Source organism: Anaerosalibacter massiliensis (assembly GCF_024623155.1).
In the GTDB taxonomy this organism is placed as follows: Bacteria; Bacillota; Clostridia; order Tissierellales; family Sporanaerobacteraceae; genus Anaerosalibacter; species Anaerosalibacter massiliensis.
This window is the reverse complement of sequence record NZ_JANJZL010000003.1, coordinates 215,083-236,736: the sequence shown is the minus strand read 5'-3', so window position 1 is coordinate 236,736 and position 21,654 is coordinate 215,083. Positions and strand designations below refer to the sequence as shown.

25 protein-coding genes are annotated in these 21,654 nt (G+C 42.1%); 2 read left to right on the top strand and 23 right to left on the bottom strand.

Annotation, left to right across the window (positions count from 1 at the left end):
• Positions 1 to 71: 71 nt before the first annotated feature.
• From NSA23_RS06440 to NSA23_RS06355, 18 genes are all read right to left on the bottom strand, one after another.
• Positions 72 to 2,498 carry a glycosyl hydrolase family 18 protein gene (locus tag NSA23_RS06440; protein ID WP_222704734.1) on the bottom strand — a complete coding sequence of 809 codons (2,427 nt, stop codon included), beginning with the start codon at positions 2,496 to 2,498 and terminating at the stop codon, positions 72 to 74.
• A gap of 41 nt (positions 2,499 to 2,539) precedes the next feature.
• Complete coding sequence (locus tag NSA23_RS06435) at positions 2,540 to 3,121, bottom strand: hypothetical protein (protein ID WP_021400988.1); 582 nt, start codon at positions 3,119 to 3,121, stop codon at positions 2,540 to 2,542.
• A gap of 9 nt (positions 3,122 to 3,130) precedes the next feature.
• The gene (locus NSA23_RS06430; RefSeq protein ID WP_024400885.1) at positions 3,131 to 3,325 is read right to left on the bottom strand and encodes a hypothetical protein; all 195 of its coding nucleotides are present in this window, start codon (positions 3,323 to 3,325) and stop codon (positions 3,131 to 3,133) included.
• A gap of 15 nt (positions 3,326 to 3,340) precedes the next feature.
• A complete protein-coding gene (locus tag NSA23_RS06425; protein ID WP_042679835.1) occupies positions 3,341 to 5,863 on the bottom strand; it encodes a phage tail spike protein in 2,523 nt (840 codons plus the stop codon).
• A gap of 4 nt (positions 5,864 to 5,867) precedes the next feature.
• Positions 5,868 to 6,641 carry a distal tail protein Dit gene (locus NSA23_RS06420; RefSeq protein WP_024400887.1) on the bottom strand — a complete coding sequence of 258 codons (774 nt, stop codon included), beginning with the start codon at positions 6,639 to 6,641 and terminating at the stop codon, positions 5,868 to 5,870.
• A 13-nt stretch (positions 6,642 to 6,654) separates the two neighbouring features.
• Positions 6,655 to 9,213, bottom strand: a complete 2,559-nt coding sequence (locus NSA23_RS06415; protein WP_042679837.1) for a phage tail protein — start codon at positions 9,211 to 9,213, stop codon at positions 6,655 to 6,657.
• A 214-nt stretch (positions 9,214 to 9,427) separates the two neighbouring features.
• Positions 9,428 to 9,811 carry a hypothetical protein gene (locus NSA23_RS06410; RefSeq protein WP_039652084.1) on the bottom strand — a complete coding sequence of 128 codons (384 nt, stop codon included), beginning with the start codon at positions 9,809 to 9,811 and terminating at the stop codon, positions 9,428 to 9,430.
• Between the two features lie 11 nt (positions 9,812 to 9,822).
• Complete coding sequence (locus NSA23_RS06405) at positions 9,823 to 10,425, bottom strand: major tail protein (RefSeq protein ID WP_042679844.1); 603 nt, start codon at positions 10,423 to 10,425, stop codon at positions 9,823 to 9,825.
• 3 nt (positions 10,426 to 10,428) lie between these two features.
• Positions 10,429 to 10,782 (bottom strand): hypothetical protein, encoded by a 354-nt coding sequence (locus NSA23_RS06400; RefSeq protein WP_024400890.1) that lies wholly within the window; start codon positions 10,780 to 10,782, stop codon positions 10,429 to 10,431.
• Positions 10,779 to 11,210 carry an HK97-gp10 family putative phage morphogenesis protein gene (locus NSA23_RS06395; protein ID WP_042679847.1) on the bottom strand — a complete coding sequence of 144 codons (432 nt, stop codon included), beginning with the start codon at positions 11,208 to 11,210 and terminating at the stop codon, positions 10,779 to 10,781. Before NSA23_RS06395 ends, NSA23_RS06400 begins: the two co-directional genes overlap by 4 nt.
• Entirely contained in the window at positions 11,203 to 11,538 is a 336-nt protein-coding gene (locus NSA23_RS06390) for a head-tail adaptor protein (protein ID WP_024400892.1), read from the bottom strand. The genes NSA23_RS06395 and NSA23_RS06390 overlap by 8 nt, the downstream gene beginning before the upstream one ends.
• Before the next feature lie 3 nt (positions 11,539 to 11,541).
• Positions 11,542 to 11,850 carry a head-tail connector protein gene (locus NSA23_RS06385; RefSeq protein ID WP_024400893.1) on the bottom strand — a complete coding sequence of 103 codons (309 nt, stop codon included), beginning with the start codon at positions 11,848 to 11,850 and terminating at the stop codon, positions 11,542 to 11,544.
• 17 nt (positions 11,851 to 11,867) lie between these two features.
• Complete coding sequence (locus NSA23_RS06380) at positions 11,868 to 12,086, bottom strand: Head fiber protein (protein ID WP_024400894.1); 219 nt, start codon at positions 12,084 to 12,086, stop codon at positions 11,868 to 11,870.
• Between the two features lie 15 nt (positions 12,087 to 12,101).
• Positions 12,102 to 13,301 (bottom strand): phage major capsid protein, encoded by a 1,200-nt coding sequence (locus tag NSA23_RS06375; protein ID WP_257490344.1) that lies wholly within the window; start codon positions 13,299 to 13,301, stop codon positions 12,102 to 12,104.
• Positions 13,302 to 13,313: 12 nt separating this feature from the next.
• Positions 13,314 to 13,994, bottom strand: coding sequence for a head maturation protease, ClpP-related (locus NSA23_RS06370; protein ID WP_024400896.1), 681 nt, complete (start codon positions 13,992 to 13,994; stop codon positions 13,314 to 13,316).
• Positions 13,991 to 15,247 carry a phage portal protein gene (locus tag NSA23_RS06365; protein ID WP_042679850.1) on the bottom strand — a complete coding sequence of 419 codons (1,257 nt, stop codon included), beginning with the start codon at positions 15,245 to 15,247 and terminating at the stop codon, positions 13,991 to 13,993. Before NSA23_RS06365 ends, NSA23_RS06370 begins: the two co-directional genes overlap by 4 nt.
• Before the next feature lie 72 nt (positions 15,248 to 15,319).
• The gene (locus tag NSA23_RS06360; protein ID WP_021401040.1) at positions 15,320 to 15,649 is read right to left on the bottom strand and encodes a hypothetical protein; all 330 of its coding nucleotides are present in this window, start codon (positions 15,647 to 15,649) and stop codon (positions 15,320 to 15,322) included.
• A 108-nt stretch (positions 15,650 to 15,757) separates the two neighbouring features.
• Positions 15,758 to 17,398, bottom strand: a complete 1,641-nt coding sequence (locus NSA23_RS06355) for a terminase large subunit (RefSeq protein WP_246119176.1) — start codon at positions 17,396 to 17,398, stop codon at positions 15,758 to 15,760.
• A gap of 76 nt (positions 17,399 to 17,474) precedes the next feature.
• Between NSA23_RS06355 and NSA23_RS06350 the strand changes: the two genes are divergently transcribed.
• Together NSA23_RS06350 and NSA23_RS06345 are read left to right on the top strand one after the other, a co-directional pair.
• On the top strand, positions 17,475 to 18,626 hold the full coding sequence (locus NSA23_RS06350; protein WP_042679924.1) for an IS91 family transposase: 1,152 nt from the start codon (positions 17,475 to 17,477) through the stop codon (positions 18,624 to 18,626).
• A gap of 56 nt (positions 18,627 to 18,682) precedes the next feature.
• A complete protein-coding gene (locus NSA23_RS06345; protein ID WP_042679852.1) occupies positions 18,683 to 18,862 on the top strand; it encodes a hypothetical protein in 180 nt (59 codons plus the stop codon).
• A gap of 127 nt (positions 18,863 to 18,989) precedes the next feature.
• Here NSA23_RS06345 and NSA23_RS06340 read toward each other — a convergent pair whose 3' ends face one another.
• The 5 genes from NSA23_RS06340 to NSA23_RS06320 all read right to left on the bottom strand — a co-directional run bounded on the left by NSA23_RS06340 (position 18,990) and on the right by NSA23_RS06320 (position 21,626).
• On the bottom strand, positions 18,990 to 19,175 hold the full coding sequence (locus NSA23_RS06340; protein ID WP_021401016.1) for a DUF5049 domain-containing protein: 186 nt from the start codon (positions 19,173 to 19,175) through the stop codon (positions 18,990 to 18,992).
• The gene (locus NSA23_RS06335) at positions 19,168 to 19,626 is read right to left on the bottom strand and encodes a gamma-glutamylcyclotransferase family protein (RefSeq protein ID WP_021401004.1); all 459 of its coding nucleotides are present in this window, start codon (positions 19,624 to 19,626) and stop codon (positions 19,168 to 19,170) included. Before NSA23_RS06335 ends, NSA23_RS06340 begins: the two co-directional genes overlap by 8 nt.
• Positions 19,627 to 19,664: 38 nt before the next feature.
• Complete coding sequence (locus NSA23_RS06330) at positions 19,665 to 20,564, bottom strand: amidoligase family protein (RefSeq protein WP_257490343.1); 900 nt, start codon at positions 20,562 to 20,564, stop codon at positions 19,665 to 19,667.
• A gap of 145 nt (positions 20,565 to 20,709) precedes the next feature.
• Entirely contained in the window at positions 20,710 to 20,937 is a 228-nt protein-coding gene (locus tag NSA23_RS06325) for a DUF4314 domain-containing protein (protein WP_039652078.1), read from the bottom strand.
• Positions 20,934 to 21,626, bottom strand: coding sequence for a virulence protein (locus NSA23_RS06320; RefSeq protein ID WP_042679859.1), 693 nt, complete (start codon positions 21,624 to 21,626; stop codon positions 20,934 to 20,936). The genes NSA23_RS06325 and NSA23_RS06320 overlap by 4 nt, the downstream gene beginning before the upstream one ends.
• Between the last annotated feature and the right edge of the window lie 28 nt (positions 21,627 to 21,654).

The following is a 21,654-nucleotide window of genomic DNA, read 5'->3' as shown; positions in this document are numbered from 1 at the left end:
ACCTCCTTCGTGATTGGTGAAGATACAAAAAGAGTGCCTGCAATTTTTCGCAAACACTCCTGAATCGTTAATTATATTTGTTTAGGCAGTGCCTCCCATAGCCTCATATCCTCCTGTCCTAAAGACCATATGGCAATTCCTCTAAGTTTCCACCGATATGCCGCTTCGTTTGCCCAATAGACAAGGCTGTCTACATCCTGATAATAAAGAATAGAAAAACCGTCAGCATCTCCAAGAAACAAACGTGAAATCCAGATATTGATGTCCTTGGACACGATTTTTACTGAATAATCATTTCCACAGACCAATGGCAAAAGGCCTGAATGGAAGAAATCATAATCCATAGAGATGTCCTGGTTTCGTGTAGAAGCTTCCTCCACATCATTGTTAACTGTGAAAACCTGAAACTCACTATCCCATGTTACACCGGTTCTTGCAAGCCGCCCATACTCAGTTGTGGTTCCATCCGGGAAGGTTACATCAAACCTTTCATAAGGTTCATAAGTCCAGGCATCTCCCAGTCTAAGTAATTCGCATAGAATACGTCCATCAGACCGAACCCCGGCATACCCTCCTGAAAAACCACTAAGCGTCGCTGTAAAGCGCAAAACATTGCTTGCTCCGGAATAAACCCTCACAGAGTTTCCTCGTATCCTCATTTCAATGGTGTACATTCTTGGATTTGAGCGAAGATCTGCTGATGCCGTTTTAACGATTTCAGTGGCATAACTGCCGATTAGAGAAGAACCATTATATAGTTCAATACGCTGTGTATTAAAGTTTAAACAGCAAAAGACATTACCACAAAAAATGCCTGCACGACCACTTCCCTCTGGAGTAAAAGCCAACCTTGCCCGCAAATGAACATCTGAAAACCCGCTATACTTCCACGCCAATTGGCCATACCCGTCAAGCTGCGAATAGGGACGATTGGCGAGATCATTTTGATTTTGCCATATCTGCCACTCGCCGCTTAGTGCTATCCAGTAGCTGGAGGGAAGTGGATTGTCATCTCTGAAGTCTTCATACCAAATTAGTGCTGAATCAGGCTTTCTGCGTAGCACCTCAGTGGTCAATTTAAAACCTTTATCGGGTTCAGCCATTAAACCGTTCACATCTTTAAATTTGCGAGGAGATAGCATAAACTCTGCCTCTCCAGCAGAAAGTTCTTCAGAAAAACTCGAACATACTCGAAATCCATAGAACTGCACACCTGGTACTGAGGCACTAACGCTGACAGTATGGGTACCAGCTGAAAGAAATACACCAGAAACCAAAGAAAGCCAACAAGTTGTTCGCCAGTATGGCCACCACAGCCTATTCTCGCTAAATACCTTACTTGTCCCGTCAAGTGAAACATGAATACTATTCTTATCCCAGAAGGGAAATGAGATGCGAATGGCTACATCATAAATACCAGCAGATGCAATTTCAAATTCGTATTCGGCTTCACCTTCTTCACCAAGTGTTATCATTTGAGAAGAAACCGATACATTACCAGTATAGCTATCAGGAGTTCCGCCACTACGATCTACATATATCGTGCCAAATTCAGTTTTTTGCTGCTTGCTATAGGCAGTCAAATACCTGCGTCGGTTATAAGTTTCAACCAGTAAAGGATAGGTTCTTGAAACTGCATCCCAGCCTTCCATGTAGTCATACACATGTGGCAAGGCCCAAGGCACCTTATCATAATCATCCCAATACGCTATGATAGGAATCATGGGCTGTGGTGGTCCATCATCTGTAAAGTTATATCCCCCTGTCATCCAAAGCTGTGCGGCATAATATGTGTTTGAAATCCCACGATAAGTGATGCCCAGATTTTCTGGTGTATCGTGGATTCTCCAGTTCCAACCATATGCAGGCAGTCCTAAAAATATTTTTTCAGGAGTCATAACCCGGACTGCATAATCATAAATGCCTTCCAACCAATCCCTGGGAGATACCGGGCCCGGTGCAGAGCCTGCCCATGCCATGCCATAACTCATAATCGCTACTGTATCACAATAGGGATTCAAGTCTTCATAAACACACCAGTTTTCGCCACCAACCGATCCTTGTACTCCAGTCATGCCTGGTAGACAAATATTTACGAGTTTCGAATAATCATAGGCTTTGACAGTGTTATATATGTCTCGAAATAGAGCATTAGCAGCATCCTTGTTTTCATAGCCACCTCCACGTTCCAAGTCTATATCCACTCCAGCACACCAAGGATACTTATTCATGATGCGAATAATCTCAGTAAGAAATTTATCCTTTGCACCATTGGTATTATTTCTAAGGGCTGTAAAAATAGAAGCCGTACCATGATTCATGATTGTAAGCAGCCATTTGATATGAGGCCAGCGGTTAATGTAAGTAAGCATACTGGATATGCTTGTTCCTGTTTCTGTTATGGTCCCGGTGATATCCACTTCAAAAGTGAAAATACCCACCGTATCAATTCGATCACCATAGTCTCGTAGTGCCTGATACATGCGGGCATTTCCCATGAAGCTCCAAACCATGCACCGCTTACCTTTTAGGTAATCAATCAAGGGCGCTCACTTCCTTCCTGCATTTCTTGAAATTCGAACAATAGCCGAGCTGATTTTCTGTCCTCTAGCTTCACCACATGTTTGCTATCACCCGATGCTGTATATTGAAAAAATCCTTCCTTATCAGTTGGGTTTCCATTCTTTAAACACTGTCTGGTTGATGCTAGTAGTGAAAAGGTATCGTCTGGGCTAGCAGCCTCTTTAAATTTTACCCTATGCGCCCCTGCCCCTTGAGACAATTGGATACTGCCTGCTTCCATATTCTGTATAGGATAGATATGACAGTCAAGACCAGCGGAAGTTGAACCCAGATTGAAGAGGATAACCGTCTCTCCGCTACGAACCACTCCGTTATAAAAACGAGCAGGAACAATAACACCGCCCTCTCGGTATTTTTGAAGCATCGTTTCTGTATTAATTGTATAACCAGTTAGACGATCACCTTCCTGAGCCTGAATATCAGTGAAATAAACAGTACCTGTGCAATCTTCAAGAAGTAGTTTCACTGTTACGCTTACTACTCGTTTATCCTCTTTACAATGAATCGTCTCAGCAAACCTGGTAAATGTAACTGACATCTGCACCACCTACCCATCCAACGTCCACTTAATTTCTGACACATGACCAATCCAGCCCGTAGCAATGGAGCCACCTTGCAAAAGCATATCTGTAAAGAACACCTCACCAGAACAATCAGTAATGAAAAGACGGATGGTAAGCGACTTTATCTTTCCAATACCTCTCGGTGTAATAGCATGTGCTGTCTGTGAAAAATAAGCCATAGCACTGCCTCCTTCCTAAAAGAGATCAATAAACCTGGTTTCTGTCGACCCATCCTCATATTCAATGACAACTTCAATCCCAACTTGCCCGTTTGGCCCTTTCTGAAGATTTTCCGATGCAATCTGCGCTGAGAAAGTGTAACTCTTCCTACTGGCAGGATAAACGGTCTGGGATAGACTTTTCGTCATTCCTAAAACGCCCTCAGCTTTAAAAGAAGCTGTTCCTGATACACCATTATTAGGGTCAACTGTAAAACCTGAACTTAACCAATAGGTTAGACCATCATCAGCTCGTGAATTTCGTAGATGATTAAAAGGCACCAAGTCTTTTAATTCCTGACGGTCAAGAACATCAGTGGAAGATAAAATATCGGCTGCTTTATCCCATCCAGCAGAGGAATCTCCTAGTTCTCTTAAAGTTGTTGATAGCTCCAGTACTGTTTTCCACGGCTCTTGTAGATTGTATTGTCTGCGAACCACACGAGTTTTGACAGATAAATTCAAATCTTTATCATCTACGGTTACTATATCACCAAGCTTCCATGCTTCATGCTCATAGCCTGTCAACACCGATAAATCCATAGCTGAAAGAACATACGAGACTCGTGGCTTCGCATACTGAGCCAGGCGCATATTGGCAAACTCAAGCAACTGATAGGGATTACTAAACGAGGAAGCATCCAGCGTTCCTACTCTAACTTCTGATGAATAGCTATAATCCTCGACATACTCCTTATTACCATTGATGGAGGCAAACGTCATGCCACCTTTACCATAAGCATAAAGCCTGGTAATTAGACTTCTTGTATCCACCACGCGCTGTATGCTTTTCATGTTTTTTCTATAGCAGAATAAGGCCCCACTATCCGTACCGCTAAATGTCAAAAGGTGTACCAGCCGATTGGCACTATCGAAAATCAAGTCACCGCCATGAATATTCTGTATGGCTCGAAGGATAGATAAAGCATTCTTCTCTGTTGATTGCCATGTTCGTTTTGTACTGACAGTGACATTTCCTAATGACCAGCCAGTACCAAGTAAGGCATAGCGCATTGGAACTTCCGGTGTCTCTGCGACAAACTCCATGGGCTCTTTCTCAGCGCTAAAGGAAAGATCATAAAAGGCAGCTTCCGCATACACCTGAGTTACAACTCTACCATCTGAACTTTTCTCATCTGTTATGGTTCGAATACGATAAACATCATTGACAATCTGTACCTGCTTTTCATTGTCTAAAGCCTCTCGCTTGGAATCATGAAATGGCAGTTTAAACTCCAAAATATCGGCGCCATTCACCTCACTTGTCACTATGATATCAAAGGCATTCTCTAGCACTGCTTCCCAAGCACCGTTAGTATCCAACACAACTGGTCTGGCAAATCCAAGTCTCTCATAAGGTGGTTTTGGTATATCATGAAGCTGTATTTCGAGAAGCTTAGGAGTTTTGCTAGTATCTTGAGTGGATAGTGTAATTCGATAACGGATATATTCTCTGTTAGGCGACTGCAGTTCCCCGCTTGCTCCAACGGCCTGCCATTCAGTCCAGCTAGACAGATCGTCTGATGTAGAAGTTTCCACTAGGCTTATGGCTGTTATACCTGCGGTGTATTCACTTGTAACTGATACCCTGCCCGTTCCTGCAAGACTACAGGCAGCTGCTATCGTAAAAAGCTGACCACTTTGTGCATAGACTCCGCTTGTTGCTTTCAACATGACAGAGCCAGGGTCCGCAAGGGCATCTACATCAGCAGCACTGTCACCACCGTTTGCCAAAATTGAAGATTTGAAATAGGAAATAAGATCCTCCATGGTAAGTAAAGAATCTTTTTCATAAAACCAGTCATCAAATCCTCCAGCGTAATAATAGGTATTTGCATGCATCCCCATCACAATATCCGCAATACAAGATTGATTTAAGTCTCCAGTGAATGTTCGAACTGGAGATTGCCAAACAGCGCCATCACTTCGGTCACAAAGTAAGTTCTGCACCCTTTTGTTGTTTACCTCGATAATAGAAGCGATAAAGTACCACCCGTTATTCTTTAGGGTAATAGTAGGCGTTTCGGTCTGATCATATATCAAGGAGCCTGAGGCATTATACAGCATTAATCGCAACCTTCCCTGAAATAAAGAAACATAAAAAATTGGCTGACCAGGTCCTTGTCTAGTATTAAAAATCGGGATATACGTCTGCCCTACAGAATAAGTAGTTGGATTTATCCATCCGCCAACAACAATCTTTTCACCTAAATCACTAAAAAAGCTACCGTCATTGGTAGTCACTAAATGAGTCTTTTCACTTGTTGGATTAATGATATTCTGCCTGAAAAATCTTCCTAATCTACCGGATAACAAGTTGGCGGATGTACCTGACCATCCGGATACAAAGAAGTTTCTGTTATGGCCGGAATCATCTGTAAGCATGTTGTTGCTATCTGGTGAAGCTTCATTAAATCGCCATAGAGCAACTGTCTTCTCGCTTACAGGAAACTCACCCGTAAAATCTGTCTGTGATGTTAAGATTGATTTAATTGCCACCAGATCACCTCCATCTGCTTTTGGCCAGAATCTTCAGCTCCGAAAATGTTGCTCCCACCGCTGATACTGTTATTTCATTTTCACCTTTGTGAAGTATAGGGAAGTTTAGCTCATCCAGGACTGGAAGCCCATTTCGAAGTGTATTTCCGTTGGCATCGGTTATTTTTGCTGTCACTAATCCGCTATCAATTACAAGCGCTTCATCTGCCGTCAAAGCTCCAACCACTCGAAGCTCCTCTCCATTCGTGGTAATGGAAATATATGTGGATGTAGATCCACTTATTGTGCCCTTAAGTTGATATATCGGTTCTGAATCTGCATTCCCGGTTATTCTTTGGATCTCATGAGTTCCAACACTTGAAATCGTGAATTGTTCATCTGTCAACGCATAGGCGTGAGGATCAGGACAGATAAACTTCAACTCAAAGGCACCTGCAGTTCTAAGTAATCTCTCGCAGTCCACTTGTTCAGTGAGGCGAGCATAAAAGTATCGATTCGGAATATCCTCTAATACAAGCTGTTTAAGACCGTTCATAGGGTTGAGCCACTCTGCAAGATCATCTAACACGCCTACTAAATCCTCAAAGCTCTTTTGAGGATATATGCTGCAGCTAATCGTAATGATCCGCTCTGAGATATCACAACCAAAATCAGCAACCCCTGCCTTTCCCGGAACAACCTCATACGTGTTTCTTAAAGCGGGCGATGCTTGCCAACTTGTGAGCCTTGCTTTTATTTTCATATTCTTTGAGTTAATACCGTTATAAATAAAGCCCATACATCGCCCTCCTTTACGCAGTTATAAATCTTCCCTGAGCTCGAGATCCTGTCTGCATCAAATTGTATAACTCCTGTGAAATCTTTCTAATATCGTCTTCACTTCGAACAATCATCTGTTGTATCGTAATTAATGACCCTCCAAATGTTCCATATCCGCTACTAATACCGGCTCCATTCATATTCAGATTAGGGTTAATGTCAAAATCAGTAGGGATAGCGTTTTGCATATCCTGGCTAACACTATTCATGGCTTTTTCAAAACCGACACCAATACCCTCTCCCATGTTTTCGCCAATTCCAGCAAACAATGTAGATGGCGATCGAATTCCAAAGAAATTTTTTATTTTATCTACAACACCACCAAAAAAGCCTGAGATTTTATCCCAAAGCCAGGCTCCGGCATCTGAAATACCCTGCCACAAACCTTTGATTAAATTGGTCCCAACCTGGGCAATTTGCCAAATAGATCCTGTAAAACCTTTAACCAGTGCTGTAATAATTTGTGGCACTGCTTTAACAACCTCTACTATAATTGTTGGAAGGTTCTTAATCAGCGAAACCAACAGCATGATTCCTGCTTGAATGATCTGTGGTATGCTGCCAATAATAGCATTCACAAGAGAGGATACAATCTTTGGTATAGCAGTAATAACTGTTGTAATAATTAGTGGTAGATTTTGAATCAGTGCCACTAGCAGTTGAACCCCAGCATCAATGAGCTGTGGGATTGAGCCCAAAATCGCTGTGATTAACCCGTCAACAATCTGAGGAATTGCTTCTACAATGGCGGTAATGATTTCTGGCAAAGCACCAATTAAAGATGTCAGAAGTTGAATACCAGCCTCGATTATTTGAGGTATTGCGCCTATAACAAAATCTACTATTCCAGTAATAATGGCTGGCAAAGCCGCAATCAGCACTGGAAGGGCATCTAAAATACCTTGAGTTAATCCAAGTACAAGTTGCAGAGCTGCTTCTAAAACCATAGGAAGGTTATCCAAAAGCCCTTGTACGATTTGTACCACCGCTGAAACTGCAGCAGGAATTAACTGTGGCAGAGCTTCTGCAATTCCACTTATTATGGTTCCAATCATTTGAATACCTGCTGTAATTAGCGCTGGAAGTGTTTCAATGATTCCATTGACTAATGTCATCAGTAGCATGACTGCAGCTTCTGTTATTTGTGGTAATGCAGAGGTAAGCCCTTGAACCAGAGAAATAATAATCTGCGAAGCAATATCTACTACAACTGGCAACTGCTCAGATATAAACTGAACTGCTTCCTCTAAGATTCCTCCAAAAGCATCAATTAAGCCTTGAACACCGTCTTTTTGAAATGCTCCAGACAATTCATCGACCCAACCATTAACCATGGGAAGAACGGTACCGGAAAGCATAGTTGTTAAGCCTTCAGCAAGTTGGCCCTTCAATGAAGCAACACCATCTTCGAGAGTTGCCATCTGCCCAGAAAAGGTTCTTGACTGAGCTTCCATTGACCCATAGAAACGGCCACCTTCCGATGTGGCTGATGCAAACGCTTCTGCGACCATATCTGCAGATATTGCCCCTTTGGACATTTCATCCTTAAGTTCACCAATGGATTTTCCTGTCTTACGCGAGATTTCCTCTAGTGGGTTAAATCCTGCATTAATCATTTGCATCAAGTCCTGTCCGGTTAACTTACCAGTAGAGGACATTTGTGCAAATGCCAGTGTCAGGCTTTTGAACTTCTCGGCATCTCCCTGAGATATATCACCCAGCTGCTTCATGCGTTTTTGAGCTTCTTCTGCAGACATACCAAAGCTCATAAGGGTTTGAGCTGATTGGGCAAGATCCTGCATTCCAAATGGTGTAGCTGCTGCTTCTTTTTTCAGATCATTAACCAGCTTTTGAGCTTTAGCCTCATCACCAAGCATGGTGGTAAAGGAAGCTGTGTAGTTTTCCATTTGAGCGTTGTACTCAACGCCATCTTTCATAGCGCCTATAAAGGCTTTTCCAATTCCCGCAATGGCTGAGCCTAAAGCTTTTACCCCACCAATTATGGCTTCTGATAACAAATTTGCTTTAAGTACATCTCCAAAAACAGAGGTTTTCTTGCTAGCATCATCCATTTCATCGCCAACATCATCAACATTATCTGCAAGTTCGTTGGCTGCATCAGCGGCATCTTCCATGTTATCAGCACTGTCATCTGTGGCGTCGGCATGGTCTCGTAGCACTTTATGGTTATTTTCAAGTTCACGCTCCATGCCATTAAGTTCAGCCAAAGATTTATTTAGTTGAATCTGCCAGTTTTGAGTTCTACGATCGTTTTCTCCAAAAGAAGTAGAGGCGTTATCTAGGGCAGCTCGTAGTGTCTCTATTTTTTCTTTTTGTGCATCAATGGATTTTTCTAATACTTCATTTCGCGCAGTTAAGGCTTGGATGGATTTATCGTTTTTATCAAACTGGGAACTGACTAGAGCCATCTCACTACCTAATACTTTAAATGCTTGGTTAATGTCACGAAGTGCATTTTTGAATTCCTTTTCGCCTTCCACTCCGATTTTTAAACCAAAATTATCTGCCAAGATTATCGCCTCCTTTCTTTGAAAGATCAAATACCATAAGGAATAATGTCATCGATGTAAATCTTCCGTTTTGGTTTGGACATTCCAAGAAACTGCTTATGGCACTCCCATAAATCCATAAGCAAGCCAATAGGTGTAAGCCATGTTTCCTCTTCGGTACGATTTAAATGAACAGTCCCGTAATATAAAAGCCGGGTAAAGAGTTCATTCTCGTTTACCCGGTTTGCACGTTTTTTGAGCCATCTTCAGATTCTACATTTCTCTTGGTTCCCTTAAACATTGCTTCTGTCAAAGCGTTTTTATAAGTAGCTAGTTCCAAAGGAGAGGTTAGAAGTTCAACTTCTTCTTGAGTAAGCAGCAGCTTTTTGTTATCTGGATTTCGAAGGTTGTGAATGAGTAGGCTCTGATTGGCCATTAAAGTTATCAACCAGACTATTTCATCCAGTGCCATTTCGAAGTTCTCAGACTTCATTAATTTTTCACCCAAATTTTCAAGGCCACCATATCTCCCAGCAATTTCTTTTGTGGCTTTAGTGGTAAGAATAAGCTCATACTCCTGCCCGCCAATATTGATCTTTGCACTTCTTTCGTTATCCATTTCAATCCCCCTTATTCTCCACTTCCGCCAGAAGCAGCAAATATAGGCTCATACACTTCGCTATACCAACCATTAATAATTGCCTGGGTTACGCCCTCATCACCCTCGTTTACTTCTGCTTTCCATGGATGCTTACCCTGACCATCCAGCTTATTTCTACGAAGTACTGTTCCTTCAATGGTCGGAGTTGAGAAAGTAATACTATCACCTTTGGTCGCCAAGTTTGTTGCAGGAATTCCAAACTTCACACGATACAGCCAAAAGTATCGGTATTTACCGTTTGCTTTTTGTGCTCTAAAGCCAATTGCAACAGGAGCCCCTCCATCCTCACTGGTTGAAATGAGTACATGGTTGTCATCAATGGTTGCTCCTGTTAAATCTCCTGCAGCTGCTACCCCTATATCATCAATACCGAGAGTTAGGGTACCACTTTTAAATTCTTTGACAATTTCAGCGGCACCATCATCGGCATAAAGAGTGGCCTCAGCAAGCTCAACGGAAAGTTCTGCACTGATTGCTTTTGCCAGCGGCATCGGTGTATCATAGGTTTCATCACCGTTGTCATCTTCGGTGATTTTTGCATAATAAAGTCTATCCAGACCGATTGTAGCCATGTTTTATTCCTCCTTTTCCAATTGAAATTCATATGGTTTAGCCACATCTATGGCATAATGGTGATAATCGGTATCATCCTCATGTCCGATGTATCGACGATCCGTTATCGTAAAATCCGCACCTAGAAGAGTGCGGACAATGGCATTTTTTATAGCTGTATAACTGCCTTTCACAAATAAGGAAAGTCTGGCTTCCTGTACTTCATATCCCGGTGTGTTATCCGCATGAACCTCAAACAAATCAATAAGAGGTGTAATCACAAGATAAGTATCAGGAGGAACACCAGAAAATCTTCCTGTTTCTACTGGGATACCGCACAAATCTGCTATGAGATTAAGCTCATTTAATATACTCATAAGTTTTCGACCTCCTGCTCAAACATCTTCTTCATAGCGTCAATACATGCTTTTCTTGAAGCCCTTCTTGCAGGCTTTAAAAATGGTTTTGGTGGCTGACCCGATTTTCCATATTCGATGATATTGGCAATCTTAGCGTTACTTTCGCCGCTTCTTCGTGGCTCCTTAAAACCTATCTTCACGTTGAAATTGCCATTCCAGTCCACTTTAGCGGGAGAAAGACCCAACGAACTAATCAGTTCTCCTGTAGACCGACTTTTTTCTTTTGTTCCACTACCAACTATAGCTTGCAAATTAGATCTAACCTTTTCCAAAACGATTTCCCCGCCTGACTCAAGTACCTTTGGGATGATTTCATCCGTCTTATCGCCAAGCTTTGAAAGCTTTAAAAGAAAATCCTCAGGCATTTTTACTTGTAACTTAGCCACTTGACCCCACCACCTTTTTTGCCAAGGCTTCAATATACATGCCTCGACCTTTTACATCTTCAACATTTGTAATCTCATAGCGGCCATCATTACACACAATCACCATATTGGTAGATACCTCAACATCAGGTATCTTACGAAAACAAAACAGAGCAGTTGCTTCAGAAAATGCCGCTCGGTTAGCCCACTTTTCATTTCCATGACGATCTTCCTTATAAGCACGAACGGAAGCGAGGATGGTGTCCTTAGATTTACCAAAGCCTTCACTGTCTTTCGTTCTTTCAACAAAAATGAGATCGATAAAGGTATTCATTTTTCCAAAACTCATACTCTACACCTTCCAATCCCGGTCAAGCCTGAGCAGTAAATTTACAGTGTTCCAAACCTGCTGGCCTGCCTGCACGTTATCAGCAAAAAAGCCGCCAGTGCTACCATCCCTACTTTCATAGAAGTGAGATGACAACATAATGACGGCCTGCTCGGTAGTTGGCGGCATTGTGTTCTCATTATAATGACCTTCCGGTACATGCTGATAACTCTCGGCATATGCGATAGCGGTGGTGATGTACATCTGAAGAAGTTCATCATCGCGATCGTGCTCAAGAATTAGATTTGCTTTAACTTTTTCTAAAAGTGTCATCACCATCACTATCCTTTCTAAGGTGTATCTCCATTCATGATTCCTGCAGTTTTCAGCTTACTGAGCAAGGCATTAAAGTCCGTCACTAGAGCTTCTACAGTATCCGCAGTGCTTGCCGGTTGATTTTCAAGAACAGGGAGCCCAGTTACTTTGGCTCCCTCTTCAATGACAAGTTCTCCACCAATAACGGTTTTTTCTCCACCTTGTTCGGTGTAGTTCTTTGCGTTATAGCTCATAATTTGCACCTCCCATTAAGCTTTCTGCTGAAAAACTTTGATGGCTTCAGGTAAAATGAGCTTTCCATCTACACGCTGGCTCGCAAGGAAACCAACCTGCCCAGTAGTTGCAAAAAGCTCGTTTAAACGTTTGAAAGAACGCCCCTGTCTGTCAGCAATCCAATAGTATCCGAAATCACCGAAGGCAATCGTCTTTGCTCCGGCTTCAATAATAGGAGCATAAGCAGAAGTGTAAACCGGACGATTCAGCAACGTATCTGGAGTACCTGCTGTTAAAGAAGGCTGCCACAGATATTGACCTTGACCGTCTTTCAGTTTACGGATTGCTTTTACTGTTGCATCATTCATCAGGAATACTGCGTTCTTTCTGTAAGGAGCCTTTAGGGAATAAACAAGATCGATAATCTCATCTGCCGTAATGGCAGTTGCAGACCCGGCTGTCACTCCAAGCTGTGCACCACCAGTAGCGTTGAAAATTCCTGTAGGTTTCCCATCTGCATCTCCAACTAAAAAAGCTTCTTCTTCCTTAGCACCGATTCTACGGGCAAATTCAGTGGAGATATAATTCTCCAGATCAAATACACTGTCATTGAGAAGTTCATCAGAAACTTTAATCATTGTACCCAGCTTATAGGCACCGATAGATGTCTGGCCAAATACAGAATCGCTCTCATCAAACTCCTCACCTTCATCAAGCCAAGCCGCTGTACCCTTAGTCACAACAACAGGGATTTTGCGGTCACCGCTTGAAGTCTGAATAATTTTTGCCAGTTTACGGAATACATTCTCTTCCTCAAGGGTTTGAACTAAAGTACGCTCAAATTCATCAGGAACAAGATATCCTCCCTCTGAATCAGTGCCTACAGACAAAGCATTTAGCACATCATGACGAGGAGTTTTGCTACGCATTACGTTCCAGAATGCCTTTCTGTACTCATCACTGGCTCTTCCGGTCTTTGTATCCATCCCCGGAATAGCTGGTTTTTCGGTAAGAGGTGTGTTTACAGGCTTATTAAGCTCTGCTTCAAGAGCTTCTTGGCGCTCCAGTCTTGCAATTTCCTTACCCAGATTAATAATGTCTGCTTCCATTTTGTCGTAGGTTGCGGCATCCTCTGCGGACACAAGTCCATCACTACCACGCTTTGAATCAAGAAATGCCTTTGCTGCTTCCCATGCTTTTGCGCGCTTTTCACGCAGTTCAAGAATTTTACTCATTTTCATTTCCTCCTAATATTTCAATAAATTAAGCCGCTCATAAAGCGACTCGGCTGACTGTTTTACAACTGGTTTTTGAAGCTTATTCATTAGTGAATTAGTCACTGCTCTTCTGCTGAAGACAAAGCTATCTTGTAGTGCACTCTCTCCTGGTTTGAACATAATGTCATCTGCAAAGCCAAGCTCGACTGCCTTATTGGCATTTAGCCAAGTTTCAGCATCCATCAGTTGAGATAACCTTGTTCTAGACAAATCGGTTTTAAGTTCATAAGCGTTGATGATACTTTCCTTAACTTCATCCAGCATCTGCATTGCCTTTTGCATCTCCTCGCTATCGCCAATGGCTATGGTGAAAGGATTATGGATCATCATCAGTGATGTTGGAGACATTAAAACTTCCGTACCTGCCATGGCAATGACTGAGGCGGCTGATGCTGCAATGCCATCAATCTTTATGGTGACATTGCCTTTATAATCCATCAGCATGTTGTAAATCTGTGATGCCGCGATACAATCACCACCAGGTGAATTAATCCAAACTACTATGTCACCCTCGCCACTCATTAGCTCTGCTTTAAAAGCAGCAGGGGTAATATCATCATCAAACCAACTCTCCTCAGCAATTGCACCGTTTAGATAGAGGGTCCGTGTCTGTATATCTTCATCACGCACCCAATTCCAAAATTTCTTCATTCATTTTTTCCCTCCAATCCTTCTCTATTTGCGAATATGCCCGCATCCGCAAGCTTGGTCATATTGCCATTGATCAGATATAAGTCCCCGCCAAGCTCAGGTGGGATTCGGTCAAGGTTTTCTAGCTCTCGGATATCATTGGCACTCATCCAACCATTTTGTCTCGCGGTTGCATAACCGTTCATCCGAGAGACATAATCACCTCGAAGCAGTCCATCCACATTAAACTTGGCAAAATAGAGCTTCTTTTCATCTGGTCTTAAAAGTGCTCGGCTGATGGCCTGCTCCCAACGTATCACCCAAGGGTCCAAAGTGTATTTCACAAACTCCAGTGACTGTTGCTCAATATTAGAAAAGCTCGATTTTTCCAAGTCCCCAACCATATGTGGAGGTACGCGGAAAATCCGAGCGATTTCATTAATCTGAAACTTTCTTGTCTCTAAAAACTGAGCTTGTTCTGGTGAGATACCAATAGGCTGATACTTCATCCCTTCCTCAAGCACTGCCACACGATGGGAGTTGCTGCTTCCTTGATAGGCCGCATTCCAGCTATCTCGCACTTTTTGTGGGTCATTAATCGTTCCAGGATGCTCAAGTACACCTCCCGGAGCTGCTCCATTTGCAAAAAACTTAGCTCCATATTCCTCACAGGCTATGGCCATACCAATGGCATTCTTGGCCATTGCAATCGGAGAATACCCTACTAGTCCATCAAATCCTAAGCCAGGAATATGAAGCACATCGCTTGGCCTTAGTGTGACCGTCATTCCATTCATCGTAGGTGCTTCATCGGAATATCTGGTATAGGTATAATAAAGAGCACCACTGGAATCGCGGTCCACCGACATTCGATTTGGCATTAACGGATACAGTGCTATGACTTCACCTTTTCCATTTCGAATAATCTGTGCATAGGCATTGCCCCATAATAAAAGATGAGTCATCAACGTCTCCCGAAAAACGAAGGAACTCATCTCTGGGTTAGGTTCATCATGTAATACAAAATACAGCGGATGAGAAAGAGCCTTTTCCTTACCGCCGCTTGCATTGTATTTATATAGGTGGAGGGGTAACCCTGCCACAGCCTCTGCAAGTATTCTTACGCATGAATAGACCGCTGTCATTTGCATTGCTGTATGTTCGTTTACAGGCTTACCGCTGGTTGTTCCACCAAAAAAGAAGCTATAATTGCTTCCTGTGGTTCGATCCTTCGGTTTATCACGCGCCTTAAATAGCTTTGAAAAGAGGCCCATATACATCACTCTCCTTAAAATTGGGCATGAAAAAAGCACCTCGCGTTTGAGATGCCTTTCCTAAAATCATTATTATAACTTTAGATATTCTTCTGCATCTGATCCATTGTTTCCGAGATGCTTAACACCTTTAATGGTTCCATTTGCAACATTGTCATATAACCATCTTCCAAGTAGTGTTGGAGGAGTATCTATTAAATCTCTTAGAAAGAACTTCTGTCCAGAAGGTAAAGAATCTATTTTCTTTACCATTCTTTTATAAAGATCTGCGTAAGTACTTTTTCCCCGCAATGCTCTAACTTTACATAACTCAGCGATATTGGGATAACCTTCAGATGCTGCCTCAGCAATTAATTGTTCTTTTTCAGTATCACTTATCGTAAATTGTACCCTGTAACTCATTTTCAACCTCCTTTTACGGACTTGTGTTCAGACTTCTGTTCATAAATCTATAATATCGGAGATTGTTTTGTTTTACAAGTAAAAACGTTATAATAATAAATTTGCAGATTAAAGAATCAATAAACCTCTTCCATCATAAACAGAGTTACCTGTTCCACCTTTGCGGATCGCTCGGTCAAGAGCCATAATGGTAGCGACAGCTCCATCTATTCTCTCAGTTGACTTTTCTTTATCTGGTTTAATATTACCGGCAGGATCTGTTCGGATAAAGATGTTATCCATCATCCATCGGAGCACCGGATGACCACCATGCGCCAGTTTCTCTTCCAAGGTAAGCTTCATAAGCTCCTTCGTTGGCGGACTCATATCTTTAAAACCTTGACCGAAAGGAACTACTGTAAACCCAAGGTTCTCTAAGTTTTGTGTCATCTGCACAGCTCCCCACCGGTCAAAGGCAATTTCTCGAATGTTGTACTTTAAGCCCAGCTCTTCGATAAAGTTTTCGATGTATCCATAATGCACCACGTTTCCTTCAGTGGTGTGTAAGAACCCCTGCTTCTCCCAAACATCATAAGGAACATGATCACGCTTTACCCTTTGGTCCAGATTATCTTCCGGTATCCAGAAGTAGGGAAGAACGATGTATTTATCTCCTTCATACTCAGGCGGGAAGATAAGTACGAACGCTGTAATATCTGTAGTAGATGATAAGTCCAAACCACCGAAGCATTCTCTTCCTACAAGGTTTTCTGGATTTACAGCAAATGAACATTTATCCCACTTCTCCATAGGCATCCAGCGCACCGACTGTTTTACCCATTGATTCAAACGAAGCTGCCTGAATAGGTTCTCTTCGGCTGGGTTTTGCTTTGCGCTTTCACAAGCAATCTGTATCTTTTCAATGTCCACTGTAATACCCAGAGAGGGGTTGGCTTTCGCCCATACCTTTGGATCTGTCCAGTCATCATCTTCGTCAGCACCGTAAATGACAGGATAGAATGTAGGGTCAACCTTTCGCCCTTCCAGGATATCTTTGGCCTTTTGATGCACCTCGTAGCAAATGGAATGGGTATCATTCCCAGCAGTTGTGATTAAGAAATACAGTGGTTGTTTTCTGGCATCACCGGAACCATGAGTCATGACATCGAATAGTTGGCGGTTAGGCTGAGCATGAAGTTCATCGAAAACTACGCCATGAACATTTAGGCCATGCTTAGTATAAGCTTCTGCAGACAAAACCTGATAAAAGCTACCAAGGGGTTTATAAACAAGTCGTTTTTGCGATAGTACCGGTTTAATCCTCGCTTTCAGAGCTGGACATTGTTCTACCATATCCACTGCTACATCAAAAACAATGGAAGCTTGCTGTCTGTCAGATGCACATCCGTATACTTCACCGCCATGCTCAAAATCACCACAGGTAAGCAGTAACGCAACCGCTGCTGCAAGTTCAGATTTCCCTTGCTTTTTAGCGATTTCGATATATGCCGTATTGAATTGACGGTAACCATTAGGCTTTATAATCCCAAACACATCGCGGATAATCTGTTCCTGCCAGTCTATAAGTTCAAATGGTTGCCCATACCATTCTCCCTTCGTATGTTTTAAGCAATTAATAAAAGACACCGCAATGTCTGCAGCGTCCTTATCATATACCGAACCATCTGCCTTAAAGATGGTCGGCTTATATTTTTTTAGTTTACGTATGGCCGCCACCTCCTTATGGCTATAAAAAAGTGTCTTCGACACTTCAACTCCCCTCCCCCTCAATCTTGAGGGGATTTAGGGGGTTTTCTTTTTGCTACAAATCCTTCATAATAATCTTATGAGCAACATACTTCAGGATATATTTAAAGATAACTATGAAAGAATGATTTATACTTTACACCCTCGCAAGTCGGTCATTGAAAATGTTAATCGTATGATTAACTGCGGTGACCCTTCTTTTGGTGGTGCAATGTATGGTTGCGGCAAATGTGGTACCCTTAAATTTGTTCCTTTCCGTTGTCACAGTCGCTTCTGTCCTACCTGTGGAACTAAGTATTCCATTGACCGCACTACCTCTATGTCTTTTAAGATAATCAATGCTCAGCACCGTCACTGTGTTTTTACCATTGATTCTGAACTTAGACATTACTTTCTTGAAGATAGAAAACTTCTTAATCTTCTTTTTGAAGCTGTTCAAAGTGTTGTCTTTCGCTTATTTCACAAAGACAATAAAGCCGAAAAATTCACGCCTGGATTCATTCTTGTTCTCCACACTTTTGGTAGAGACTTGAAATGGAATCCTCATATTCATTGTCTTCTGTCCGAAGGTGGCATTGGTAACTCTGGTATTTGGCGTCCCAAAACTCACTTTAATTACACATTCCTTCGCAACGCCTTTCGCACAGCCCTCCTTAACTTAATGGAGAAAAAGCTTGGGCCATCTTTTAAACTGGTCAAGGCTAAATGCTACCACGAACATAAAGAAGGATTCTATGTCTATGCAAAACCTAATAAGTGTAATCCTAAAGTTGTTACTAAATACATAGGCCGTTATCTTGGTCGTCCTGTTATTGCCACTTCTCGTATCGACGATTACGACGGTGAAAATGTAACTTTTCACTACAATCGTCATGAGGATGACAAACTTGTCGTTGAAACCATTCCTGTTATGGAATTCATTGAACGACTAAGCATGCACATTCCTGAAAAACACTTCAAACAAATCCGCTACTATGGTCTTTATGCAAGAACACGTGAGAGTGATAAAAAGCTATCTCTTGCCATATCAAAAGAAAAACATAAGGTTATTCTTTCATTCAATCGCTGGCGCAATTGCACTTTATCCTCTTTTGGTTATGATCCTCTCAAATGTCCATGCTGTGGCGAGACAATGCTTTTTCTTGAGCTTTATCATAAACATCAGCATATTTCTCTGGACAAAATGTATGAAAGGGCAATGGGAAGACTCCCAACTTTCTCTTCTGCATGAAATATATACATACCACCTCCGTCTGTGATAAAATATATAAAACGGAGGAAAACACTATGTCAAAATGTTCAGATGAAATCAGAAACAAGTATATACAGAATCCACCCGAAGGCATGACCGCTGATGACATCCGCCACATGAGTGAGGATGATTTGCTTGATATGGATTACTTCTTAAATGAAGACGATGCGTTTGACGAAGACTTCCCGGGAGCTGAAGGTTTCTATATCTTCTAAAACCTATCGTTTACTTGTTGTGCCCGCCTCCATGCGGGCCCTTTTCATATCAAGAGTTCTCCGAAGGAGAACTTTCCTATAAAGCGAAAAAAGGAACCCCGCAGAGTTCCTTCAAAATTTGTTTAGGTTATTCTGTTTTCGCTTCCCCTGTCAAAATGAAATGGACATATTCTCCTTTGTTCTTTTCAAGGTAATCTACTAGCTCCGTATAACCTGCTCTTAAAGCAATACTTGTCACAACCGGAAGATCAAACATATTCGTTTCACCTGTTTCTCGAATGGCAAGTATTTGTTGCATAATTATCTCATTCATTGGCTACCTCCTCCGATTCTACTGAATCGGTTGTCGCTTTGCGCAGGATTTCCACATCGAAGCCTGCACTCTTATAGCCTTCTAAAATTGTACTGTAATAATAACAGCTCGGCTGTCCAAGCGGCCTCCCATCATTCATGATGTATACCATCGCCTTAACGGTTTTACCCCCCAACTTCACTTTTATTGTTTCCTTGCGATAAAGGAACGGCCATCCCTCGTAACGGTCAAGTGCCGCTTCATCGACAGGTGTGATTTCCCACACTAAAACGGGTACGTTGCCACCCTTAAAAGGCTCGATAGTCGCCACAGCGCCTGCGTGTGCCCCTCTAAATAATAAACGGTGGTCATTGATTTGACTTGCTCCTACCACCTTCGCTGTGGGGCATCTGTTGGCCATTTGTTTCAGGTTAAGGTTGGAGCCATAGGCAAGATATAATTTATTATTCATTGTAATCCTCCTTCTTAGCTTTGTGGGTTAGGGGCAGCTCAGGCCGCCCGAAACCGCCATGCAGCTGAACCCGAAAGTGCTGCGGTCAAATGCTCTCTGCAGTTTGCAAATTCATCACCAATGAAACCAATCCGGTTTAGGTAGGTTCTCATGGCAAATTTCTCGTTCTCCACCTGTGGCTTCTTTGCTGATGCACACTTTTGTGTTAAGGCTTGATGGTTGATGGCAAGCGCTAGAACAATGTAGCTTCTCATCTTTCCAGCATGAAGCTCGCTGTTAAAACCTCTAAGTTCAACTGTATGGTTTCCGGTAAAAAAGCTGTGAAGGTTGAGGAAATGGTAGCGGCTGTTGTGGTAATGAGTGCTTCTACTCTCGCTGTAACCCTCGTACCAAATGTCCTCAATTTGTCTCATGGTTTTAGGCTTTTTGTGGTTCATCTTCTCAACCAAAATGCTGTCCATCTTTTTGCAGTAGCGCATTCGCTCCGGTGCAATCTGTAGTGCTTTATAAAATAAGTCATTTTTACTTGCAATGATATTTATAAAGTTTCGAATACTTCTTGGGGTATGTTCAGCACCGTCTAGATGAATGTGAATGCCGCAAGATGTATTTGTAAAGGCTCCAGCTTTGCGAAGCTTTCTTACTAGCTCCTGCAAAGTTTCAATGTCCTCCCGGTAAGTTAGGATTGGGCTAACTAGCTCAACGCTATAATCTCTACCTGCAGCTACTTTTCTTCTACCTTCTTTTCTTTGACAGTGAATGCTCCCATCATACATAAATCTCCAAACTCTACCATCTGGAGTTTTTACCTTCTTAGTGTCGTAGTAAGTCCCGCCTTCACTATAAGTGCCTTGCAAAAACTCTGCAGCAACTCTGGCTGTCCTTTCCCTTGTAATCCCTGTAAATTCAATCTCGATTCCGAATTTTGCACTTAACATCGTACCTCACTCCTTTTAAAGTGTGTTTATCCTTTTGGCATGTACATATATCACTCTAAAAGGGTTAAATAGCAAGACAATTATTCGATATAAGGAGCATAATTTACACAGTTTTTCTTTACTTTTTCAGGATAAAACGTGTGCTTTATTCTTCAATCCTTCTGCAGGAATCCTCGCCATATACAATACCTAATGAGCTTCCAGAGTCCCAATTCACATGGATGGTTCCAATATCATCTACACTAATGACAGTTCCTCTCGTCCCAGGTTCCAGTTTGGTATAGGGATCATTCATCTTTACTAAAACCACTCGTGTTCCAGGCCTATAGATACTTCTGAGTTGTTCTAAGACATTAGGGTTAATGGTTTTCAAATTCCATCTACCTCCTCCTGCTTAGCAACTACACTTTTAAATGCAGAACTTCCGTTCAGTTTGGAAAGGAGTATCTTTCTTGCGGCCTTGTATTCTTCACCGATAAATCCTAACCTTAACAGAAAACAACGAAAGGCATACTTTTCATTATCCACTTCCTTAGCTGTGGCAGTGATTCTCTTCTGTTTTTTTGCCATATCACAAAGGGCTGTAATGAAATGCGTGTAAGCTTTAACTTTCTCAGCATCTTCATCAAAGGAAAACCAAGGGAATCGTAGAGTTTCCTCTGTTTGCTCAATAGGTAATTCCTCTACTCCAAGTGCTTTTTTAATGAGATCTCCTTTGCTTTCCAGAATCTTTTCCAAGTTACTTAAGGCAATGTCGGTGAAGTTTTCCTTAGGTATTTCAATTACCAACAAATCTGTATTATCTGTAAGCCCCTGTTCCAGGCCTTCTGGTTTCACATAAGTAAATCCTCGACTATTAAGTTCATCAAGCAGTTTGACCGCTTTTTCGCCCACAACACCCTCATCAAAAATAAGAGCACCTTCCTTATCCACTTCAAATCTGCCTATTTGATAAATAAATGTTGGTGCGCCTTTGTATTCAGGCTTTTCACCTAGTACTTCTCCAATCGCAGTAACGAGGGCCTTTCTCTCACCACCAGTACGATTAAATTCAATTTTCATCCTACATACCACCTTTCTTATTTGGTAG

Bases quoted from the DNA above. Each gene is read 5' to 3' on its own strand.
- NSA23_RS06390 (WP_024400892.1), bottom strand. From the start codon at position 11,538: ATGAGTTTTGGAAAAATGAATACCTTTATCGATCTCATTTTTGTTGAA.
- NSA23_RS06320 (WP_042679859.1), bottom strand. From the start codon at position 21,626: ATGAAAATTGAATTTAATCGTACTGGTGGTGAGAGAAAGGCCCTCGTT.
- NSA23_RS06400 (WP_024400890.1), bottom strand. From the start codon at position 10,782: ATGAGTATATTAAATGAGCTTAATCTCATAGCAGATTTGTGCGGTATC.
- NSA23_RS06365 (WP_042679850.1), bottom strand. From the start codon at position 15,247: ATGGGCCTCTTTTCAAAGCTATTTAAGGCGCGTGATAAACCGAAGGAT.
- NSA23_RS06330 (WP_257490343.1), bottom strand. From the start codon at position 20,564: ATGTTAAGTGCAAAATTCGGAATCGAGATTGAATTTACAGGGATTACA.
- NSA23_RS06430 (WP_024400885.1), bottom strand. From the start codon at position 3,325: ATGGCTTATTTTTCACAGACAGCACATGCTATTACACCGAGAGGTATT.
- NSA23_RS06440 (WP_222704734.1), bottom strand. From the start codon at position 2,498: ATGGGAAATGCCCGCATGTATCAGGCACTACGAGACTATGGTGATCGA.
- NSA23_RS06380 (WP_024400894.1), bottom strand. From the start codon at position 12,086: ATGAGCTATAACGCAAAGAACTACACCGAACAAGGTGGAGAAAAAACC.
- NSA23_RS06370 (WP_024400896.1), bottom strand. From the start codon at position 13,994: ATGAAGAAATTTTGGAATTGGGTGCGTGATGAAGATATACAGACACGG.
- NSA23_RS06335 (WP_021401004.1), bottom strand. From the start codon at position 19,626: ATGAATAATAAATTATATCTTGCCTATGGCTCCAACCTTAACCTGAAA.
- NSA23_RS06350 (WP_042679924.1), top strand. From the start codon at position 17,475: ATGAGCAACATACTTCAGGATATATTTAAAGATAACTATGAAAGAATG.
- NSA23_RS06410 (WP_039652084.1), bottom strand. From the start codon at position 9,811: ATGGATAACGAAAGAAGTGCAAAGATCAATATTGGCGGGCAGGAGTAT.
- NSA23_RS06420 (WP_024400887.1), bottom strand. From the start codon at position 6,641: ATGGGCTTTATTTATAACGGTATTAACTCAAAGAATATGAAAATAAAA.
- NSA23_RS06435 (WP_021400988.1), bottom strand. From the start codon at position 3,121: ATGTCAGTTACATTTACCAGGTTTGCTGAGACGATTCATTGTAAAGAG.
- NSA23_RS06360 (WP_021401040.1), bottom strand. From the start codon at position 15,649: ATGAGTTACAGGGTACAATTTACGATAAGTGATACTGAAAAAGAACAA.
- NSA23_RS06375 (WP_257490344.1), bottom strand. From the start codon at position 13,301: ATGAGTAAAATTCTTGAACTGCGTGAAAAGCGCGCAAAAGCATGGGAA.
- NSA23_RS06345 (WP_042679852.1), top strand. From the start codon at position 18,683: ATGTCAAAATGTTCAGATGAAATCAGAAACAAGTATATACAGAATCCA.
- NSA23_RS06340 (WP_021401016.1), bottom strand. From the start codon at position 19,175: ATGAATGAGATAATTATGCAACAAATACTTGCCATTCGAGAAACAGGT.
- NSA23_RS06405 (WP_042679844.1), bottom strand. From the start codon at position 10,425: ATGGCTACAATCGGTCTGGATAGACTTTATTATGCAAAAATCACCGAA.
- NSA23_RS06385 (WP_024400893.1), bottom strand. From the start codon at position 11,850: ATGACACTTTTAGAAAAAGTTAAAGCAAATCTAATTCTTGAGCACGAT.